Annotated in this window: 17 protein-coding genes; all 17 read left to right on the top strand. The window is 36.8% G+C overall.

From position 1 onward, the window contains the following. Positions 1-39 precede the first annotated feature (39 nt). The 17 genes from rnmV (at position 40) to M1D60_RS23285 (ending at position 17,790) form a co-directional block, all read left to right on the top strand. Positions 40-609: a ribonuclease M5 gene (rnmV, locus tag M1D60_RS23365; protein ID WP_456277151.1), complete on the top strand. Its 570-nt coding sequence runs from the start codon at positions 40-42 to the stop codon at positions 607-609. Further along, the gene (gene rsmA, locus M1D60_RS23360; RefSeq protein WP_456277150.1) at positions 606-1,481 is read left to right on the top strand and encodes a 16S rRNA (adenine(1518)-N(6)/adenine(1519)-N(6))-dimethyltransferase RsmA; all 876 of its coding nucleotides are present in this window, start codon (positions 606-608) and stop codon (positions 1,479-1,481) included. The genes rnmV and rsmA overlap by 4 nt, the downstream gene beginning before the upstream one ends. A gap of 166 nt (positions 1,482-1,647) precedes the next feature. Then, the gene (yabG, locus tag M1D60_RS23355; RefSeq protein ID WP_456279528.1) at positions 1,648-2,523 is read left to right on the top strand and encodes a sporulation peptidase YabG; all 876 of its coding nucleotides are present in this window, start codon (positions 1,648-1,650) and stop codon (positions 2,521-2,523) included. Positions 2,524-2,783: 260 nt separating this feature from the next. After that, complete coding sequence (gene veg / locus M1D60_RS23350; RefSeq protein ID WP_456277149.1) at positions 2,784-3,053, top strand: biofilm formation stimulator Veg; 270 nt, start codon at positions 2,784-2,786, stop codon at positions 3,051-3,053. 112 nt (positions 3,054-3,165) lie between these two features. After that, positions 3,166-3,324, top strand: a complete 159-nt coding sequence (locus tag M1D60_RS23345) for a small, acid-soluble spore protein, alpha/beta type (RefSeq protein ID WP_456279527.1) — start codon at positions 3,166-3,168, stop codon at positions 3,322-3,324. Between the two features lie 192 nt (positions 3,325-3,516). Continuing rightward, the gene (gene ispE / locus M1D60_RS23340) at positions 3,517-4,386 is read left to right on the top strand and encodes a 4-(cytidine 5'-diphospho)-2-C-methyl-D-erythritol kinase (RefSeq protein WP_456277148.1); all 870 of its coding nucleotides are present in this window, start codon (positions 3,517-3,519) and stop codon (positions 4,384-4,386) included. A gap of 59 nt (positions 4,387-4,445) precedes the next feature. Further along, the gene (gene purR / locus M1D60_RS23335; protein WP_456277147.1) at positions 4,446-5,309 is read left to right on the top strand and encodes a pur operon repressor; all 864 of its coding nucleotides are present in this window, start codon (positions 4,446-4,448) and stop codon (positions 5,307-5,309) included. Further along, positions 5,306-5,680, top strand: coding sequence for a RidA family protein (locus tag M1D60_RS23330; RefSeq protein WP_456277146.1), 375 nt, complete (start codon positions 5,306-5,308; stop codon positions 5,678-5,680). Before purR ends, M1D60_RS23330 begins: the two co-directional genes overlap by 4 nt. A 286-nt stretch (positions 5,681-5,966) precedes the next feature. Beyond that, positions 5,967-6,257, top strand: coding sequence for a septation regulator SpoVG (gene spoVG, locus M1D60_RS23325; RefSeq protein WP_163181994.1), 291 nt, complete (start codon positions 5,967-5,969; stop codon positions 6,255-6,257). 614 nt (positions 6,258-6,871) lie between these two features. Next, positions 6,872-8,245, top strand: a complete 1,374-nt coding sequence (glmU, locus tag M1D60_RS23320; protein WP_456277145.1) for a bifunctional UDP-N-acetylglucosamine diphosphorylase/glucosamine-1-phosphate N-acetyltransferase GlmU — start codon at positions 6,872-6,874, stop codon at positions 8,243-8,245. Between the two features lie 24 nt (positions 8,246-8,269). Then, on the top strand, positions 8,270-9,220 hold the full coding sequence (locus tag M1D60_RS23315) for a ribose-phosphate diphosphokinase (RefSeq protein ID WP_456277144.1): 951 nt from the start codon (positions 8,270-8,272) through the stop codon (positions 9,218-9,220). 276 nt (positions 9,221-9,496) lie between these two features. Beyond that, a complete protein-coding gene (locus tag M1D60_RS23310; RefSeq protein ID WP_456277143.1) occupies positions 9,497-10,129 on the top strand; it encodes a 50S ribosomal protein L25/general stress protein Ctc in 633 nt (210 codons plus the stop codon). A 566-nt stretch (positions 10,130-10,695) separates the two neighbouring features. After that, positions 10,696-11,259 (top strand): aminoacyl-tRNA hydrolase, encoded by a 564-nt coding sequence (gene pth, locus M1D60_RS23305; protein ID WP_456277142.1) that lies wholly within the window; start codon positions 10,696-10,698, stop codon positions 11,257-11,259. A gap of 127 nt (positions 11,260-11,386) precedes the next feature. Then, complete coding sequence (locus M1D60_RS23300; protein ID WP_456277141.1) at positions 11,387-11,617, top strand: anti-sigma-F factor Fin family protein; 231 nt, start codon at positions 11,387-11,389, stop codon at positions 11,615-11,617. 150 nt (positions 11,618-11,767) lie between these two features. Then, positions 11,768-15,310 carry a transcription-repair coupling factor gene (mfd, locus tag M1D60_RS23295; protein ID WP_456277140.1) on the top strand — a complete coding sequence of 1,181 codons (3,543 nt, stop codon included), beginning with the start codon at positions 11,768-11,770 and terminating at the stop codon, positions 15,308-15,310. A 173-nt stretch (positions 15,311-15,483) separates the two neighbouring features. Then, entirely contained in the window at positions 15,484-16,020 is a 537-nt protein-coding gene (gene spoVT, locus M1D60_RS23290; RefSeq protein WP_456277139.1) for a stage V sporulation protein T, read from the top strand. Positions 16,021-16,194: 174 nt separating this feature from the next. Beyond that, the gene (locus M1D60_RS23285) at positions 16,195-17,790 is read left to right on the top strand and encodes a putative polysaccharide biosynthesis protein (RefSeq protein ID WP_456277138.1); all 1,596 of its coding nucleotides are present in this window, start codon (positions 16,195-16,197) and stop codon (positions 17,788-17,790) included. The last annotated feature ends 20 nt before the right edge of the window (positions 17,791-17,810 follow it).

The raw sequence follows: 17,810 nt of genomic DNA, 5'->3' as shown, positions 1-17,810 counted from the left end.
CTATATAAGACGAAACAATATATATAAAAGTTTCAGCTTTTGGAGGAAAAAATGAAAATAAAAGAAATTATTGTGGTGGAGGGCAAGGATGACACCGTTGCTATTCAAAAAGCTGTTTCTGCCGATACAATTGAGACAAATGGTTCAGCGGTAAATGAAGAAACTCTCCATAAAATAAAGTTAGCCCAGGAAAAAAGGGGAGTCATTATTTTTACTGATCCTGATTATCCTGGAGAAAAAATTAGGAAGATCGTTTCTCAGCATGTTCCAGGCTGTAAGCATGCTTTTATTCAGAGACAGGATGCCTTGGATAAAAGAAAGCGTAAGGTAGGTGTAGAGCATGCTTCTGTTGAGGTGATTAGGCATGCCCTTTCTGAGGTACAACAGGAGTGGATTGAAATTAAAGAAGTAATCGGGTGGGATGAGCTTGTCTACCTAGGGTTAATTGCAGGAAGCCAAGCAAGGCAAAGACGTGAGAAGCTTGGTTTGCTTTTAAAAATAGGCTATATGAATGGAAAACAGCTGTATAAGCGACTTCAAATGTTTCAAATTACAAGGGAACAATTTGAAATGGCTGTTAAACAAGTACTTCAGGAGGAAAAAAAGTGACTAAAGATATTGCAACCCCTACAAGGACAAAAGAAATACTAGCTAAATACGGTTTCTCTTTTAAGAAAAGCCTTGGACAAAACTTCTTAATTGATACAAATATTTTAGATAATATTGTAGACTTTGCAGAATTAGGTGAAGAAAGCTGTGCGATAGAAATAGGACCTGGTATTGGAGCATTAACTGAACAACTAGCCAAACGTGCAAAAAAAGTAGTGGCTTTTGAAATTGATCAACGTCTCTTACCAATTCTTCAGGATACATTATCACCCTATCCTAATGTTAAAGTGATTCACCAGGATGTCCTTAAAGCAGATGTAAGAGAGGTTATTCAGGCTGAGTTTGGAGCAGAGAAGGATATTATGGTTGTCGCTAATTTACCTTACTACGTTACTACTCCTATTCTTATGAAGCTCTTAGAGGAGAGATTACCGTTAAGGGGAATTGTCGTCATGCTACAGAAAGAGGTTGCTGACAGAATGGCAGCTGGACCTAATTCAAAGGAATATGGCTCACTTTCCATAGCAGTCCAATACTATACAGAAGCAAAAACTGTGATGACTGTCCCTAAGACGGTATTTGTACCACAGCCGAATGTTGATTCAGCCGTCATTCGCCTAACTAGACGAACACAACCACCAGTTAAGGTAATCGATGAGTCCTTTTTCTTTGAAGTGGTTAGAAGCAGCTTTGGACAGAGAAGGAAAACCATTTTAAATAATTTAAGTCATAATCTTTCTAAAAAGCTGCCAAAAGAACAGTTGTTGACTGTCTTAAAAACAGCTGAAATTGCTCCAGAACGAAGAGGAGAGTCACTTTCAATTGAAGAATTTGGTAGGTTAAGTGATGCATTATATAATGAGAAAATCTAGTCAATGACTAGATTTTTTTTAATAAGCATTTATTGAAAAGGGACTATCAGTTATTTTTCATACCAAAGGTTATACAATATGCACTTTTTAGTTCTCCCTACATAGGCTATTGAGAGGATTATTCTATTATGAGCGAATCCCCATTCTTTATGGGAGGGAGAGAATGATGAAACTTCAAGTAGGAGCGAGAGTAGCTCGTTTGTCATATAATTGCGATTTATTATTTAGAGTGATTGAAATCAAACACGAAGATGGAATGGAAAAGGCATTACTATATGGAGAAGACATACGTTTGATTGCAGATGCTCCTTTTTCAGATCTAAAGCTTTTGGATGATCTGGAGCAGGAGAGATATCTGACCGAGGAAATTGAAAAGCAAGAAAGCTCCTTCTCACTTTTTAAGCAAGATTATCATCTTGCAAGAGAAAAAAGTGAATACCATGCTACAAATGGTTATAAGGGAGACTATGAATTTTTTCAAATGCCAGGGAAGGTTCTACATCTGGATGGGGATCCAAATTATTTAAAAAAGTGCCTATCCTTATATGAAAAAATAGGAGTTCCTGTTTATGGAGTACATTGTAATGAGAAAGAGATGCCAGAAAGAATAGGTGGACTCATTGAGAAGATTAGACCCGATATCCTTGTGATTACTGGGCATGATGCTTACTCGAAGTCAAAAGGGAAGGTATCTGACTTAAAAGCCTATCGACACTCTAGACATTTTGTGCGGACTGTTATGGAGGCTAGAAAAAAGGTTCCTAATCTAGATCAACTAGTCATATTTGCAGGTGCCTGTCAATCTCATTTTGAGTCTCTAATACGGGCAGGTGCAAATTTTGCCAGCTCTCCTTCTCGAGTGAATATTCATGCGTTAGATCCTGTATATATTGTAGCAAGAATAAGTTTTACCCCATTTATGGACCATATTAATGTATGGGACGTGGTTAGAAACACACTGACTGGACAGAAGGGTCTAGGCGGTATTGAAACAAAGGGAGTATTAAGAACGGGAATGCCTTTTAATAAATATAGCGATTAAATGAAAGCCTCTGATGAATAACATTAGAGGCTATTAATTACAACTATACCCAACAATGAATGTATAAATAAAAGAAAGAAACAATAACATTACAAACTTCTACATAATTATTACAAAATTAGACAAAATATATATGTTCGTACAGAAAATTGTTGTAAATTATTAATTGACAACACTTTAATAACATTGTTATAATTTATAATTTATTTGACTTTCGGACGGTGGTGTGTTAGTATAAATTTATAGCGAGGTGGAGTGAAATGGGTAAAACACTTATTGAAATAAAGCAAGCTCTTGATGGAAACCTTGGTAGACGTTTAACTTTAAGAGCAAACGGTGGTCGTAGGAAGACAATTGAACGTTCAGGTATACTTGCAGAAACCTATCCATCTGTTTTTGTCATTGAGCTAGACCAGGATGAGAATTCATTTGAACGAGTTTCTTACAGCTATGCAGATGTTCTAACAGAAACGGTTGAATTAACTTTTTTTGATGATAAAACAAGCGGTATTGCACTAACAGGGCAATAATTACAACATGGATAATATTAAGTACTATAATTATAACGGCTTCTTTCCAATACTATTAATGTCGTAGTATTGGAAAGGAGCTGTTTTTTTGAGTAGACGTCGTCGAGGGATCATGTCAGAGCACTTTAAAGAAGAGCTAGCTAAAGAATTAGGTTTTTATGATACTGTACAGCAAGATGGTTGGGGAGGCATTACCTCCAAAGAGGCTGGAAACATGGTGAAACGAGCTGTTCAAATTGCACAAAGTCAACTGAAACAGAACCAAACATAAGTGGTTTTTATACAGGAACATACTACGATGACACCAAAGGTTTTGCTTTGGTGTCTTTTTTGTTTAAATAATGGGTTTATAAAGTGCTAAATAACTCCATACTTTTGTTAAAAGTTGTCGAGTTTTAGTTTTTACTAGATACTTTATGGTACAATATCGTAATATATGGAAGTTCGTAAAGTAGGTGAAGGTATGAGGATTCTTGTTAAAGCACCGGCTAAGATTAATCTTGCATTAGATGTGCTTCATAAACGTGATGATGGCTATCATGAAGTGAAGATGGTAATGACAACGATAGATCTTGCGGACCGGGTTGAGCTTGAGTTGCTAGAAACAAATCAAATTAAGATAAGCTCTCAAAATAGATTTGTTCCAGATGATAATCGAAACTTAGCTTATCAAGCAGCAGTCCTATTAAAAAATAAATATAACCTTTCTAAGGGAGTATCAATCTCCATTACAAAGTCTATACCTGTTGCTGCCGGCTTGGCAGGAGGAAGTAGTGATGCAGCGGCTACACTTAGGGGGTTAAACCAGCTTTGGAATTTAGGACTAAGTTTAGATGAATTAGCAGAAATCGGGGCTGAAATCGGTTCGGATGTATCTTTTTGTGTTTATGGCGGTACAGCCTTAGCAACAGGAAGAGGCGAGAAAATTACTCCAATTGAACCACCTCCACATTGCTGGGTCGTGCTAGCTAAGCCAGCAATAGGTGTCTCAACTGCTGATGTTTATGGTAACCTCGATCTGTCAAAAGTGGCACATCCTAATGTAGATCAGATGGTTCAATCTATTCGTAATCAAAATTATCAAGGTATTTGTCATGAGATGGGTAATGTTTTAGAGGAAGTAACTTTAAAGATGCATCCAGAGGTTTTACAGATTAAAGATCAGATGAAGCGCTTTGGTGCTGATGCGGTATTAATGAGTGGAAGTGGACCAACTGTTTTTGGACTTGTTCAGCATGATTCAAGAATGCAACGGGTTTATAATGGTTTAAGAGGTTTCTGTGATCAAGTATTTGCCGTTCGATTAGTGGGTGAACGAAACCATCTTGATTAAATCCGTATAATGATGGTATATTTACTTAAAACATTCGGATTTATAGGTGGTGGACAAAAATGAAGATCAAACGAAGTGGTAGACTAGTGGATATGACCTATTATTTAATACAGCATCCCCATGAGTTAGTACCACTTACATATTTTGCAGATCGTTATCAATCAGCTAAATCTTCAATAAGTGAGGATTTAGGGATTATTAAACAGACATTTGAAGAGTCTGGAGTTGGTACTTTGTTAACCGTTGCAGGTGCAGCAGGCGGTGTAAAATACATCCCTACGTTAGCAAAGGAAGAGGCTATTGCTTTTATTGATGAGCTTTGTCAATTGTTCAGAAAGCCAGAAAGACTACTACCAGGCGGGTACTTGTATTTAACAGATATACTAGGTAATCCTTCTCTAGTTAAAAAAATTGGTCTAATGTTTGCATCCCTTTTTGCCACCAAGAAAATTGATGTTGTGATGACTGTTGCAACAAAAGGGATTCCACTTGCCTATGCGGTTGCCAATTATCTAAATGTTCCTGTTGTCATTGTTAGAAGAGACAGTAAGGTAACAGAGGGATCAACTGTTAGTATCAATTATGTATCAGGTTCATCTAAGAGAATCCAAACGATGTTATTAGCACGTAGAAGCTTAGCAGTGGGATCGAATGTCCTCATTATCGATGACTTCATGAAGGCCGGTGGAACCATTAATGGAATGGTTAGCCTATTAGAGGAATTTGATGCGAAGGTTGCTGGAATTGGCGTTTTAGTTGAATCAGAAGAAGACATTGAAGAACGTCTCGTTGAAGATTATTATTCACTCGTTCAACTTTCAGAAGTAAAATTAAAAGAAAAAGCAATAGATGTTTTACCAGGGAATTTTATAAGTCATTATGAACAAGTAATTATTTCAAACTTTGGAGGGGAAGAAGAATGAAGATTGTTCAAACGGTTAAGGCTCCTCAGGCCATAGGTCCTTATTCACAAGGTATCGTAGTAAATAATATGTTTTATAGCTCAGGTCAAATCCCTTTAACGGCAGATGGTGAATTATTAACAGGGACTATTCAAGAAGAAACACATCAGGTTTTTAAGAATCTAGCTGCAGTACTAGAGGAAGCAGGTGCTTCTTTTCAAACTGTAGTAAAAACAACGGTGTTTTTAAGTGACATGAATAATTTTATCCCGTTTAACGAAGTGTATGGCGAATACTTCTCGGATCATAAGCCTGCTCGCTCATGTGTACAAGTGGCTAGATTACCAAAGGATGTAAAAGTTGAGATTGAAGTCATTGCATTAATTAAATAAGAGCGAAAACCTTCTCAATTACGAGAAGGTTTTTTTGTGGACTCATTTATATGAATAAAACAGGTTCATCTTTGGCTCTTTTCACTTTAATTAAATCAAATCAACCATGAAAAGGGCTTATTATAATATTTGGAAATTAATTAAGTAAAAGGACCTAGTAGTTATAATTAAGAAAACTTAAAAAATTTGTAGATTTATAAAAAAAATTTTTTAAAAAAGAAGGAAAACAGAAAATTCCGTTGAATTACTTAAATAAGTTTTATAAAGGGAAAAGGTGGTGAACATAATGGAAGTGACAGACGTGAGATTACGCCGCGTTAATACCGAAGGACGTATGCGAGCTATTGCATCTATCACACTTGATCATGAATTTGTTGTTCATGATATTAGAGTAATTGATGGAAACAACGGTTTGTTTGTAGCAATGCCTAGCAAGCGGACACCAGATGGGGAGTTTCGTGATATCGCTCATCCAATTAACTCGTCTACTCGTGGGAAGATTCAAGATGCTGTTTTAGCTGAGTATCATCGTGTTGGTGAGTTAGAAGTCGAGCTTGAAGAAGCTGGAGCATCATAAAAATAACAATGCAGGAGCCATAGTTAAATAGCTAGGCTCTTTTTTTTTTGCGAAAGGCTCTGTTAAAGTACAATGTTGATTTATTTGCACAGTTGATTGAAGTGGAAGGACGCGAGACTCCTGTGGGAGTAGCGTGACAGGCGAGACCCCACAGGCGCAGCCGAGGAGGCTCACCGCACGCCCCACGGAAAGCGAGTGTCCTGTAACGAAAATCAACAACGAGGTTTAACACAGCCTTGCGAAAAAGAAGAGAAGAGAGGAATAAAAGGAAACTATCCTATAAAAACAATAAACCATGCTAAAAAGAGCCTTCATTAAAAATAGGCTTTTTTAAGAGTAAGGTTTAACTGAGCATGAAAACTAAAATATTTATATATAGTCATCAGTAAGAAAAAATTAATAAATCAGAATCCTTAAACCCCTACTCTACTCTGATACAATATTATATATGCCTAAATTATTCCTAAATATTGTCTAAAATTCGTCAATTATAGACATATAGCTTTTTACTAGCTTAGTTTTCTTGAAATAAGATGGGTTTTAAGATATATTCGTAATGGATAATAAGGTATTGAAAAATAAAACGATTTCAAAAATATATTTGGGGGGTTACTATGACAAATCGTTATGCTGTTGTTTTAGCTGCTGGTCAAGGAACTCGAATGAAATCAAAATTATATAAAGTATTACACCCTGTCTGTGGAAAGCCAATGGTCGAACATGTTATTGACCATGTTTCAACATTACAGCTACATAAGATTGTGACAATTATTGGGCATGGCGCAGAGCTCGTAAAATCGACGATCGGCAAACGAAGTGAATATGCTCTGCAAGAAGAACAGCTCGGTACTGCTCATGCTGTCTTGCAGGCAAGCAATCATTTGCAAAATGAAAAAGGGACGACTCTAGTAATTTGTGGAGACACCCCACTTATTACAGCGGATACCATGGAAGCCCTCCTTAAACATCATGAAGAAACAAATGCGAAAGCAACCATCTTAACTGCTTATACAGAAGACCCTACAGGGTACGGTAGAATTATTCGCCAAACTAATAAGGATGTTAAGCGAATCGTCGAACATCAGGATGCATCAGAAGAAGAAAGATTGGTGAAGGAAATAAATACTGGAACTTATTGTTTTGATAATGAGGCACTTTTTGAAGCGCTAGCTCAAGTATCAAATGATAATGTTCAAGGAGAGTACTATTTACCGGATGTTATAGAGATATTAAAGGATAAAGGTGAAACGGTCTCAGCCTTCCAAACTGAACGATTTGAGGAGACATTAGGAGTAAATGACCGTGTGGCATTATCACAAGCAGAAAAGACGATGAGAGAACGAATCAACCATCAACATATGGTGAATGGTGTGACGATTATCGATCCATCCAATACGTATATCTCAGCAGATACAATAATTGGCCGAGATACAACGATCTATCCAGGAACAAGTCTACTAGGAAAAACAGAAGTAGGCTCGGATTGTGTCATTGGACCAAACACTGAGATTATGGATTGTTCAGTAGCTGACCGGACAACAATAAAACAATCAGTTGCTCATAAAAGTGCAATCGGTTCTGATGTTGCAATTGGACCATTTGCACACATTAGACCAGATTCGCAAATTTCAGATGAAGTTAAAATCGGGAATTTTGTTGAACTGAAGAAAGCTGTCTTCGGAAAAGGAAGTAAAGCTTCACACTTAAGTTATATAGGAGATGCCAAGATTGGTGAAGATGTCAATTTAGGCTGTGGCTCCATTACAGTTAATTATGATGGGAAAAAGAAATTCGAAACCATTATTGAGGACGGGGCATTTATTGGGTGTAATTCTAACTTAATTGCTCCTGTTACAGTCGGGAAAAATGCATATGTAGCAGCGGGTTCTACGATTACTAATAATGTTCCGGAAGAAGCTCTATCTATTGCAAGAGCACGACAGACAAATAAAGAAAATTATGCAAGTCGATTAAAAAACAAAGAATAACTTAAGTGGAGGGTTTAAAAGCGTATGTCTCGTTATTCCGATCGAAAGTTAAAATTGTTTACACTTAATTCTAATTCAAAGCTTGCAGCTGATATAGCTAGCTTTATTGGCCTAGAGCTTGGGCAATGTTCAGTTGCTAGGTTTAGTGATGGTGAAATTCAGATTAATATTGAAGAAAGCATCCGTGGTTGTGACGTATATGTTGTGCAATCAACAAGTGCACCAGTTAACGAACATATTATGGAGCTTTTAATTTTAATCGATGCATTAAAAAGAGCTTCAGCTAAAACAATCAACATTGTTATGCCTTACTATGGCTATGCAAGACAGGATCGTAAGGCTAGAGCCAGAGAACCAATTACAGCGAAGCTAGTAGCTAATCTGTTAGAAACTGCTGGAGCGACACGTGTAATTACGCTTGACCTTCATGCTCCACAAATTCAAGGATTCTTTGATATTCCGATTGATCATTTAATGGGAGTACCAATCCTAGCAGAATATTTTGAAGGTAAAAATCTAAATGATATTGTCATTGTGTCACCTGACCATGGCGGAGTAACACGAGCAAGGAAATTAGCTGACCGCCTAAAGGCTCCAATTGCTATTATTGATAAAAGACGTCCGAAGCCAAACGTTTCTGAAGTTATGAACATTGTCGGTAATATTGAAGGAAAAACAGCTATTTTAATTGATGATATTATCGATACAGCTGGAACTATTACACTTGCTGCGAATGCTCTAGTAGAGAATGGTGCAACTGAGGTGTATGCTTGTTGTACACACCCAGTATTATCAGGACCAGCTATTGAACGGATCCAAAATTCCAAAATTAAAGAACTTGTTGTAACCAATTCAATTGTTCTAGCAGAAGAAAAGAAAATTGATAAGGTTACCGAGTTGTCCGTAGCCCCATTAATTGGGGAAGCGATTATCCGTGTTCACGAAGAACAGTCCGTAAGTACACTTTTTGATTAAGGCTCTTTTCTATAACTTTGTTGCTATCGTGACGTTAAGTTTGGCTGTACACCCAGTATTATAAGTAAATTGAGTAGAGATTAGAAAAGAGCGACTCTCTTTATGTATAGCAAGATCTTAATACTAAGGTAAAAATCCGGCTTTTGGGATTTCTAAGCAAAGCAACAATCTATACAAACAGTCTTGATTAAATAAATAAGTTTAAAATTTCCTCCAATGGGAAAAGGTATAATAGGACAAACTTTTATACTATTACCAAATTGGAGGAGTTTTTATATGGCTACAGCATTACTTAATGTAGAGAAAAGAACAAATCTTAAGAAATCACAAAACCGAGTGATTCGAAATAGAGGAAGCTTCCCAGCTGTTATTTATGGTTCTCAAAGAGAAACCCAACCAGTTTCCGTTGATAGTATTGAATTTATTAAAACCATTAGAGAAGTTGGTCGAAATGGAATCATTACTTTAACAGGCTCTGATGAAAATGTACAAGTGATGCTTCATGAGCTCCAAACAGATCCTCTTAAAAATGAAATTATCCATGCAGACTTTTATGTGGTGGATATGTCGGCAGAGGTTGACGTTGATGTAAATGTTAATCTAGTAGGTGAGGCGTTAGGAGTTAAGTCAGGTGGTGTCCTTCAACAATCACTTCATCAATTATCTGTCACAGCTCTCCCAGGCAATATCCCTTCATCGATTGATGTGGATATCTCTAGCTTAGATGTAAATGAGACCATTCAAATCAGTGACATCTTACAGGGTGGAAATTATACAATTAACCATGAAGACAGTGAGGTAGTTGCTTCTGTCTTACCACCAAAGGTTGAGGATACTGTCGAAGCAGGAGAAACTCAAGATGGTGAAGTAGAAAATGAAGGTACTGAGGGCGACGAGGAAGAAAAATAAACAACAAATAAATGTTATTGCGTGGTCTGTTAAAAAAGACCATGCATTTTTTATGAGTAAGAAGGAAAAAAGATTATAATGGAGTAGTATAAAATGAGATAGATTAAAGCAGTTGGTGAACCTAGTAGTATCAAAAAGTTTGATTAGCTCTATTTTTAAAATAGGCTCTTTTGGTAAAGATTGTTGTTATTTTATTAGCATTTTTAAAGTATTGAGTTGATTGGAGCGGAAGGCACTCGACTCCTGTGGGAGATAGAGGGAAGCTTGAGACCCCGCAGGCAAAGCCGAGGAGGCTCAAGTCCCTCCCCACGGAAAGCGAGTGCCTGCAGCGGAAGTCAACGGACCCAATAAAAATTCATTTTTTGTGAAATAGCAACAAAGTATGCGAAAACAGCCTTAAAATATTATTACTTATAAACAACAAGTAATAAATAGGACCTAATTTTTATTTAAATTTATTTAAACAAAGCAACAAAACAACAAAAAATTAAAAAATAAAGGTTTCTTGTCATTGATTTCGTATACTATTATATAGAAGATGTTTAGAAGTCATTTGGAGGTACACGATGAAATTAATTGTAGGATTAGGGAACCCAGGGAGACAATATGCACAAACTAGGCATAATGTTGGCTTTATTGCTATTGATGAACTGGCTCATCGTCATCAAATTGAATTAGATAAAGAAAAATTTAAAGGTATATTTGGAACAGGTGTGATTCATGGTGAAAAAGTACTTTTATTGAAGCCATTAACTTATATGAATCTATCAGGAGAAGCAGTACGTCCTCTTATGGATTACTATAATATAGATGCTGAAGATATAGTAATCATTTATGACGATTTAGATTTGCCAACTGGTAAAATCCGTCTTCGTACAAAAGGAAGCGCTGGTGGACAAAATGGTATGAAGTCGGTCATTCAACATCTGGGGACCCAAGAGTTTAAGCGAATTCGAATTGGCATCGATCGTCCTCAAAATGGGATGAACATTTCTGATTATGTTTTAGGAAGATTTACTCCTGAAGAGGTTAATGATGTTGTTGATGCAATTAAGTTAACTGCTGACGCATGTGAATCATGGCTAAAACAACCTTTTCTTGACGTGATGAATCAATATAATCGCTCATAGTAATTGGATGATCTAGGGTTCGAATTTTGTAGAATATGCATTTTCAGAAGTTGTTTACATACAATGTTGAATAAGATACCTCAATCCCGTTCATACTAATCATAAATGAAATGTGGGGAGGAATCTTATGTCCATCCATTATAAATGTAGACATTGTGGGGTAGCTGTAGGGAAACTCGATAGTATGTCACTTGAAAGTCACCAACTAGGGTTTAACCAGCTAAATGATCAGGAAAGAATGGATATGATATCATATCAGAATAACGGAGATATAGAAGTGAAAACAATTTGTGAAGATTGCCAAGAAGCATTAGATCGAAATCCACAATTCCATGAAAATCAGACGTTTATACATTAGGCTTTGGATAAAACCAAAGCATTTTTCTGTTTCTATTATATTGTAGATCGATAAAAGATCTTTGCTAGGTCAAACCTAGTGTTACATACATGTGCATCGAAATCTTTAAACAAAATAGATTCGGATTTATGATGGAAAGGAGGGCTATTCTTGATAGGCTTACAAGATATATTTAAGAAAAGTGAAGATGTTTCTACTATTGTAAATGGAATAGATGGAAAGCTAAAAGAACAACTCGTCGCAGGATTATCTGGCTCAGCTAGAACTGTCCTTATGTCAACTATCTATACAGCATTAAAAAAGCCCCAAATCGTTGTTACCCATAATCTGTATCAAGCTCAAAAGTTATATGACGATTTACTAGAACTTAATCCTGAGCACGAGGTATTTTTATACCCAGTCAATGAGTTGATTGCTTCTGAAATAGGGATAGCTAGTCCTGAGTTAAAGAGTCAGAGAATAGAAGTATTAAATCATTGGAGTCAGCATCAAACTGGTATTATTGTGGTACCCGTAGCTGGCTTAAGAAGACTTCTTCCAACAAAGGAAAGATGGAAAAGCTCTCAGAAAATAGTCCAAGTCGGGGATGACCTTTCCGTTGATGAGTTCTTACACGAACTAATCAAACTAGGATATGAGAGGAATTCAATGGTATCGACACCAGGAGAGTTTAGCATTCGTGGTGGTATTATTGATATCTATCCATTGACAGAGGAACTACCTGTTAGAATTGAGCTCTTTGATACGGAAGTAGATTCGATACGGACATTTGAGGTAGATGACCAACGTTCAAAGGATAAGCTAGATTCCTTTGCTTTTGGGCCAGCGACGGAGATGCTTTTTGAAGAAAAGGAGCTCTTGAAGGGAGCAACTAGACTTGAAGAAGGTCTTGCTAAATCTTTAAAGAAAATTAAAGATGAAAAGCTTAAGAAGCAGTTTTTAGAGAATATCTCTAGTGAAATAGAGACCATTAGAAATGGCCAGGTTCTCCAGCAAATGTTTAAGTATCTATCATTATTTTATGAAGCGCCTGCTAGTTTACTAGACTATCTTCCCGATGAAGGCGTAATCATTGTAGATGAAATCAGTCGTGTCCAGGAAATGTCTGAGTCCTTGGAGAAGGAAGAACTAGAATGGTCAACCTCCTTATTGGCAGAGGGTGAGATAATCCATGACCTAGAACTGTCTCATTCCTTCTTTCCTCTATTACATCAGTCGAAAAAGAATATATTATACATGTCTTTATTTCTCCGTCATGTTCCACATACCAATCCACAAAATATTGTGAACATGTCTTGTAAGGCCATGCAATCATTTCATGGACAAATGAATGTCTTAAAAAATGAGTTAGATCGTTGGAAGAAGGCCAAGTATGCCGTTGTGTTTCTAGGGGCAACAGAGGAAAGAGTTAAGAAATTAGAACGTGTGTTGGCTGATTATGAAATTGATGGTGTAAAAATTGGCAGGGATGATTCCATCATAAACGGTAGAATTCAAATTATTCAGGGCCGTTTAAATGATGGATTTGAATTTCCGATGCAGAAAGTAGCAGTGATCACTGAGGAGGAGTTGTTTAAAAAGCAGCCTCCGAAAAGATCCCAACGAAGACAGAAGCTATCTAATGCAGAGCGAATTAAGAATTATTCTGAATTAAAAGTTGGGGATTATGTTGTTCATATTAATCATGGTATTGGTAAGTATTTAGGAATTGAAACACTCGAGATTAATGGAATTCATAAAGACTATATTCATATTAAATACCATGGAAATGATAAACTCTATGTACCGATTGATCAGATTGATCAAGTCCAAAAATATGTAGGTTCCGAAGGTAAAGAGCCAAAAGTCTATAAGCTTGGAGGAACTGACTGGAAGAAGGTCAAAAGTAAGGTTGAATCTTCTGTTCAGGATATTGCAGATGATCTTATAAAGCTTTATGCAGAACGAGAAGCAAGTAGAGGCTATGCATTTACTGAGGATGGGGCCGAACAGCAGGAATTTGAAACCTCATTTCCGTATCAAGAAACAGAAGATCAAATCCGTTCAATTGAAGAAATAAAAAAGGATATGGAACGTGAACGACCAATGGATCGTCTTTTATGTGGGGATGTTGGTTATGGGAAAACAGAAGTAGCAATTCGTGCAGCCTTTAAAGCAATTATGGATGGAAAACAAGTTGCTTTTCTCGTTCCAACGACAATCCTTGCGCAGCAGCACTATGAGACCATTAAAGAACGGTTTCAGGATTATCCAATTGGAATTGGTTTATTAAGCCGTTTTAGATCAAGAAAGCAACAGACAGAAACCATTAAGGGAATTAAACAAGGGACTGTCGATATAGTAGTAGGGACGCATCGACTGCTTTCAAAGGATGTTCAGTATAAAGATATTGGTTTGTTAATTATTGATGAGGAACAACGGTTTGGTGTGACTCACAAGGAGAAAATTAAACAGTTTAAAGCTAATATCGATGTACTAACATTAACGGCAACACCAATTCCAAGGACGCTCCATATGTCGATGCTCGGAGTTAGAGATTTATCGGTAATTGAGACTCCACCAGAAAACCGTTTTCCTGTTCAAACCTATGTAATGGAATACAATGGAGCATTGGTAAGAGAGGCGATTGAACGAGAGCTTGCTCGGGGTGGGCAAGTATATTTCCTCTATAATAGGGTGGAGGATATTGAGCGAAAAGCAGATGAGCTATCGATGTTAGTACCTGATGCTAAAATCACTTACGCACATGGGAAAATGAATGAAAACGAACTTGAATCGGTTATGCTGACATTCTTAGAGGGTGAAGCGGACGTTCTTGTAAGTACAACCATTATCGAGACAGGTGTGGACATACCAAACGTTAATACACTGATTGTCCATGATGCTGATAAAATGGGCCTATCCCAGCTTTATCAGCTAAGAGGTAGAGTAGGTCGTTCAAACCGAATTGCTTACGCCTATTTCACGTATAAGCGGGATAAGGTATTAACGGAAGTTGCTGAAAAAAGGTTGCAATCCATAAAGGAATTCACCGAGCTGGGTTCAGGATTTAAAATAGCGATGAGAGATTTATCGATTCGTGGTGCTGGGAATTTATTAGGTGCGCAGCAGCATGGCTTTATTGATTCTGTAGGATTTGATTTATATTCTCAAATGCTAAAGGATGCAGTTGAAGCTAGAAAAGGTACGATGGATGAGAAAAAGGATATCTCAGTGGAAATAGATGTGGATCTTGATGCCTATTTACCAGAAGAGTATATTAAGGATGGTAGGCAGAAGATTGAGATTTATAAGCGATTTAAAGGTATTTCATCATTAGAGGATATTTTAGAGCTTCAAGAGGAAATGATGGACCGTTTCGGTGACTATCCATTAGAAGTCGACTATTTGATAAAAGTGACTGAGCTTAAAATACTAGCTGGTCTAGCTAAGATTGAAACGATTAAACAAATTAAACAAGAGCTTGTAATGCTTATGACAGAGGAAGATACACAAAGAATTAAAGGTGAAGAGCTATTTATGGCTGCAAATAAAATTGCCTCATACATTAACCTAGGGCTTGAAAATAATAAGCTTAAAATGACAATCCCTACAAAGAAAATAAAGACAGAAGAGTGGTTGGCTACTGCAAAACAGCTATTAACTGAAATACCAAAACTCTTAGGTAATGAGACTGTCCTGCTCAAAAAATAAAGATGTTAGTAACTTATTCCAGTTCATGATTTTTTTCTAGGATGTGTATATAACTTTCTATCTGAAGGATACTAATCTCAACAAAAGGTGATATATACAAAGTTGGTAAATTAACTTAATTCAACCAATCACCAAGATTCATCAATCATCAAATGAAAGTGAGGCATCTTAAGATGAAAGCAACTGGTATAGTTCGTCGAATTGATGATTTAGGACGTGTGGTAATTCCTAAAGAAATCAGAAGAACACTCCGAATTCGAGAAGGGGACCCACTTGAAATTTTCGTAGATCGCGATGGTGAAGTAATACTTAAGAAATATTCACCAATTAGTGAGTTAGGCGATTTTGCAAGAGAATATGCAGATGCATTATATGATAGCTTAGGACATACTATTTTAATTTGTGATCGTGATACATTTATTGCGGTTTCAGGTGGATCTAAGAAAGAATACTTAAATAAGAATATTAGCGAAAATATTGAGAAGGTCATGGAAGACCGTGGATCTATATTAGAAACAACAGAAAAGCAATTCGCTATTTTAGAAGGAAATGAAGAAACCATTTCATCCTATACAATAGGGCCGATTGTTGCAAATGGAGATCCGATTGGGGCAGTGGTGATTCTTTCTAAAGAAGGCACTCTTGGTGAAGTAGAGCAAAAAGCTGTCGAAACAGCAGCTGGTTTCTTAGCAAGACAAATGGAACAATAATCTTTAGTAATAGGACAGCAGATGCTGTCCTATTATTTTTAGCTTATAGAGATTATGGTTTGTATAGAACAAGGACTTAGACCTGTGATAGCAGGGATTCCCACTAAATAAATGGATATTACCTCTGTTTGTGTTATAATACATCCGCGAACTCTTAGTGAAAGGAAGCTTGCCGTGAATGTCCTGAAATCTTCTAAACAAACCATTTGGCATGGAGCGTTACTACTAACTTTAGCGGGACTTCTGTCAAAAATCCTAAGCGCACTTTATCGAATCCCTTTTCAAAACATTGTCGGGGATGTGGGTTTTTATATTTATCAGCAGGTTTATCCGTTTTATGGGATTGCTTTGGCTCTTTCGCTATATGGGTTTCCTGTTGTTATCTCAAAATTGATATCCGAGCAAAAAACAAATAATATGTTACAGATTAAGTCAATAATTGCATTAAGCTTTTGTACACTAATGATTTTATGTTTATTGATTTTTGTTATTTTATTTCAGTTTTCATTACATATCGCGGAACTGATGGGGGATCCTTCCCTTCAGCTTCCGATTGAAATGGTATCTTATACTTTTCTAATCTTACCGTTTATTTCTGTGTTTAGAGGGAATTTTCAAGGAAAAGGAAATATGCTTCCAACTGCACTTTCCCAAATAGCTGAGCAATTCATTCGAGTGGGTACAATTCTATTACTAGCGTTTTTACTGATTTCGAAAGGATTTAGCTTATATGTAATAGGAGCGGGAGCAATTTTCGGTTCACTTACAGGTGGGCTTACTGCTGTAGCTGTACTACTTCTTTTCCAAATGAGACAAGAGGGTACATGGAAATGGAAGGATTTCATTTACATATTCTCTACCGAAAATTTAAAGGAATTCCCATTTAAGACATTCCTGTTTAGTGGTGTAGCCATCTGTTTAACAGGACTTACGTTAGTCTTACTTCAATTAGTGGATTCCTTTACGCTATATAATTATTTGATTCAAGCGGGGCAACATCCAGTTGAGGCTAAAATTGAAAAGGGTGTTTTTGATCGTGGCCAGCCACTTTTACAATTAGGAGTGGTGTTAGCTACATCTCTTTCTTTATCACTTGTTCCGATAATTGCAAAGGCAAAGCAAAATGGGCATTATGCATCAATCCTAAAAAACAGCCGAATGGCCATTAAAATAAGTTTGCTGGTGGGAACGGGTGCATCCTTTGGATTGGTTGCCATTATGGAAAATACGAATCATATGCTTTTTAGAAATAGTAACGGAACGTATATGCTGTCTGTTTTAAGTATATCGATTATGTTTATGTCAGTAAGTCTAACAGCTTTAGCTATTGCTCAAGGACTTGGATACATCGCTCAATCAGTCTATATTGTGTTAGTCGGTTTAGTCTTAAAATGGGTGTTAAATAGCTGGTTAATCCCTGTTCATGGTTCGGTTGGAGCAGCTATTGCAACTGTTCTTTCTGTGGGTATTATTGCCGTTTTAAGTGTAGGAATACTTTTCAAAGTGATTAGGAGCGGAACCGTACTTGAATTTAACATGATAGGGAAGTCGTTGCTAGCTGGAGCAGTCATGGTCCTCTTGATTAAAGGCTATGAATGGATATACTTTACTTTGATATCTATACAACCAACTAGAATGGCTAGTACCTTTTTTTCTTTAAGCTCCATTGTAGTTGGAGGTGCTGTGTTTATCCTTATTGTAGTCAAAGTACGGGTTTTTAATAAAGAAGACTTATCAGAATGGCCTGTTTTACAAAAATGGCTAAAATAAAGTAAGGAAGGGGAGGAGGA

Source organism: Bacillus sp. AK128 (assembly GCF_053903075.1).
This window is presented reverse-complemented; position numbering and strand designations above follow the sequence as displayed.